The following is a 2,978-nucleotide window of genomic DNA, read 5'->3' on the forward strand; positions in this document are numbered from 1 at the left end:
ATCCATGCGCGGTGGACAGACGCCAGAGCCACTGCGATTCCTTGTCCCAGTGACCCCAGGCGGGCTGGGTCAGCCAGCTTTGCAAGTACGACGCCTCGAAATGCCGGATGGCGCCGACGGCCCCGTCGCGCACCATTTGCGCGCCCTTCTGCATGGCGGCGACGTTGCGGTAAGTGAGGTTGACCATGTTGACGACGCCCGCCTTTGCCGCCGCCGCTGCCATTTCGGCGGCATGGGCGGCGTTGGTGGCGAGCGGCTTTTCGCATAAGATATGTTTGCCGGCGGCCAGCACCGGCATGGTGGTGGCGCAATGCACCGCGTCGGGGGTGACGTTGGTCACCGCGTCGAACGCGCCCCATTCCAGCGCGGCCTCAAGCGAGGCAAAGCCCTGCGGGATGCCGTGCTGGGCCAGAAACGCCGCCAGTTGTTCGGGCCGGGTATCGACGCCAGCGACGATGGTGACGCCGGGAATGGCACGGAAGCCTTCGACATGGCTTTTCGCCATGCCGCCGGTGCCAAGGATCAGAAGACGGATCGGCTGCATCAGCGGTACCCCGCTTCGCCGTCATGGTGCAGGCGCGGGCCGCGTTCGGTGATCGGTTCCAGTGCAGTGGCCACCGGGACGTTTGGCGCGTCGTTCGGGTTGGCGATCCGGGCCGCCGGGTTGTGCGCCCAAGCGACCGCGTTGGCGATCACCCGTTGCACGAGGGGCTGGTGATAGGTGGGGTAGGTTTCATGGCCGGGGCGGAAGTAGAACACATTGCCCGCACCGCGCTTATAGGTCAGGCCCGAGCGGAACACCTCGCCGCCCTGAAACCAGCTGATGAAGACGGTTTCCAGCGGTTCGGGCACGCCGAACGGCTCGCCATACATCTCTTCGTTTTCCAGTTCGAAATGGTCGGGGATGCCGGCGGCGATCGGGTGGTTGCGGCTGGTGACCCAAAGCCGCTCACGCTCGCCCGCCTCGCGCCAGGTGAGGTTGCAGGGCGCACCCATCAGGCGTTTGAAGGGTTTGGAGAAATGCGCCGAATGCAGGAAGATGATGCCCATGCCGCCCCAGACCGCATCGCAGACGCGGTCGACGATCTTGTCGTCCACATCGCCGTGCGCGGCATGGCCCCACCATATCAGCACGTCGGTTTCGGCCAGCTTTTCCACCGTCAGCCCATGTTCGGCATCCTGCAGGGTGACGGTGCTGGCGCTGATTCCGCCAGCCGCGTTCAGGGCGGCGGCGATGGTGCCATGCATGGTGAGGGGGTAGACCTCGGCCACCACCTTGTTCTTTCGCTCGTGGACGTTTTCGCCCCAGACAGTGACGCGGATGGTCATTTGAGCCTCCTTCTTGCGCGACGCGCCTTGTTTTGTGGGATCGTAGACCGGGCAAAATCGAAACACCACCGCATCGGCGGAAAACCTTGCGCTGAGGTTGGACCTTGCCAGCGGGGCCGCAAGCGGGGATCGTAGGGGGATGACCCAGCCCGCCTCATTGCGTTTGCGATTGCTGTTTGGAAACCAGCTGGTGCTGGGGCCGGGCAAGGCCGAACTGCTGGCGCGGATCCGCGAGAGCGGGTCGATTTCGGCGGCAGGGCGGGCGATGGGGATGAGTTACAAGCGCGCCTGGGGTCTGGTGGAGGAGATGAACGCGGCGTTTCGCGCGCCGCTGGTGGCCAGCGTTCGGGGTGGCGCGGGCGGCGGCGGGGCGGCGTTGACCGAAGGCGGCGAGGCGGTGCTGGCGGCCTATCAGTCGATGGTGGCGCGCACTGTGGCGGCATCGGCTGACGATGTGGCGGTGATTGCGGGGCTGCTCAAGGATATGTCCGATGGGAAATAACGCTTGCCAGACCGGGCAGCGCGCCTGATATGTTTGGCCAGACATATCGGAGGGTCAAGATGCTGCTGCGCGCCGTGGTTTTGTCGCTGATGGTCGGGCTGCCTGTGCAGGCGGGCGAGATCACGGTGTTTGCGGCCGCCAGCCTGAAAACCGCGCTGGATGAGATTGCCGCCGATTGGCAGGCGGGCACCGGCAACAGCGCGGTGATCGCCTATGGCGGCAGTGCGGCATTGGCCCGCCAGATCATCGCCGGGGCGCCGGCAGATGTGTATATTTCTGCGGCGGAGGAGTGGATGGACGCGGTACAGGACGAGGGCCTGATCCGCCCGGAAACCCGGCGGGATGTGGTGGGCAACCGGCTGGTGTTGATCGCGCATGGCAATGGCGCGGCCCCGGTGACGCTTGACCAGAACCTTGATCTGGCGGGGCTTCTGGGCGGTGGAAGGCTGTCGATGGCGCTGGTTGATGCGGTGCCGGCGGGCCAGTATGGCAAGCAGGCGCTGATCACGCTTGGCCTGTGGGACAGCGTCAAGGACAGCCTCGCGCAGTCTGAAAACGTCCGCATCGCGTTGCAACTGGTGGCGCTGGGCGAGGCGCCGCTGGGGATTGTCTATGCCTCGGACGCGATTGCCGATCAGGCGCATGTCTCGGTTGTGGCAAGCTTTCCTGAAACCAGCCACAGTCCGATCCGGTATCCCGGCGCGGTGATCGCTACCAGCGGCGCCGTGCCCGAGGCGGAGGCGTTTCTGACCTACCTTGGCAGCGATGCCGCGCGGTCGGTGTTTGCCGCGCAGGGCTTTACCCTGTTGGCCGCGCCTTGAGCGATTGGCTGACGGCGGAGGAATGGCAGGCGCTGGCGTTGTCGCTGCGCGTGTCGGTCTGGGCGATGATGCTGAGCCTGCCGTTCGGTGTTCTGGCGGCCTATGCGCTGGCGCGGTGGCGGTTTCCGGGCAAGGCCTTGCTGAACGGGCTGATCCACCTGCCGCTGATCCTGCCGCCGGTCGTTACCGGATACCTGCTGCTGCTGGCCTTTGGCCGCAATGGGCCGGTAGGGGCGCTGCTGTTCGACTGGTTTGGCGTCACGCTGGCGTTTCGCTGGACCGGGGCCGCACTTGCCGCCGCGGTGATGGCCTTTCCGCTGATGGTG

The 2,978-nt window shown here is 65.9% G+C and carries 4 protein-coding genes and 1 pseudogene; 3 read left to right on the forward strand and 2 right to left on the reverse strand.

Annotated elements, in window-relative coordinates:
* Together RMO18_RS19415 and RMO18_RS19420 are read right to left on the reverse strand one after the other, a co-directional pair.
* Positions 1 to 544: Gfo/Idh/MocA family oxidoreductase (locus RMO18_RS19415; protein WP_309668168.1), on the reverse strand; the 544-nt coding region annotated here is incomplete at its 3' end.
* A complete protein-coding gene (locus RMO18_RS19420; RefSeq protein ID WP_309668169.1) occupies positions 544 to 1,329 on the reverse strand; it encodes a ThuA domain-containing protein in 786 nt (261 codons plus the stop codon). The genes RMO18_RS19420 and RMO18_RS19415, both read right to left, overlap by 1 nt.
* Before the next feature lie 139 nt (positions 1,330 to 1,468).
* On the opposite strand from RMO18_RS19420, the gene RMO18_RS19425 reads away from it, so the two are divergent.
* From RMO18_RS19425 to RMO18_RS19435, 3 genes and pseudogenes are all read left to right on the forward strand, one after another.
* Positions 1,469 to 1,831, forward strand: coding sequence for a LysR family transcriptional regulator (locus RMO18_RS19425; RefSeq protein ID WP_309668170.1), 363 nt, complete (start codon positions 1,469 to 1,471; stop codon positions 1,829 to 1,831).
* Between the two features lie 29 nt (positions 1,832 to 1,860).
* Positions 1,861 to 2,652, forward strand: coding sequence for a molybdate ABC transporter substrate-binding protein (gene modA, locus RMO18_RS19430; RefSeq protein ID WP_309668171.1), 792 nt, complete (start codon positions 1,861 to 1,863; stop codon positions 2,650 to 2,652).
* Positions 2,649 to 2,978 (forward strand): annotated as a pseudogene (locus tag RMO18_RS19435) (molybdate ABC transporter permease subunit); the annotation flags it as partial. The gene modA and the pseudogene RMO18_RS19435, both read left to right, overlap by 4 nt.

The sequence above is a fragment of the Tabrizicola sp. genome (assembly GCF_031377265.1).
Lineage (GTDB): Bacteria > Pseudomonadota > Alphaproteobacteria > Rhodobacterales > Rhodobacteraceae > JAUYQR01.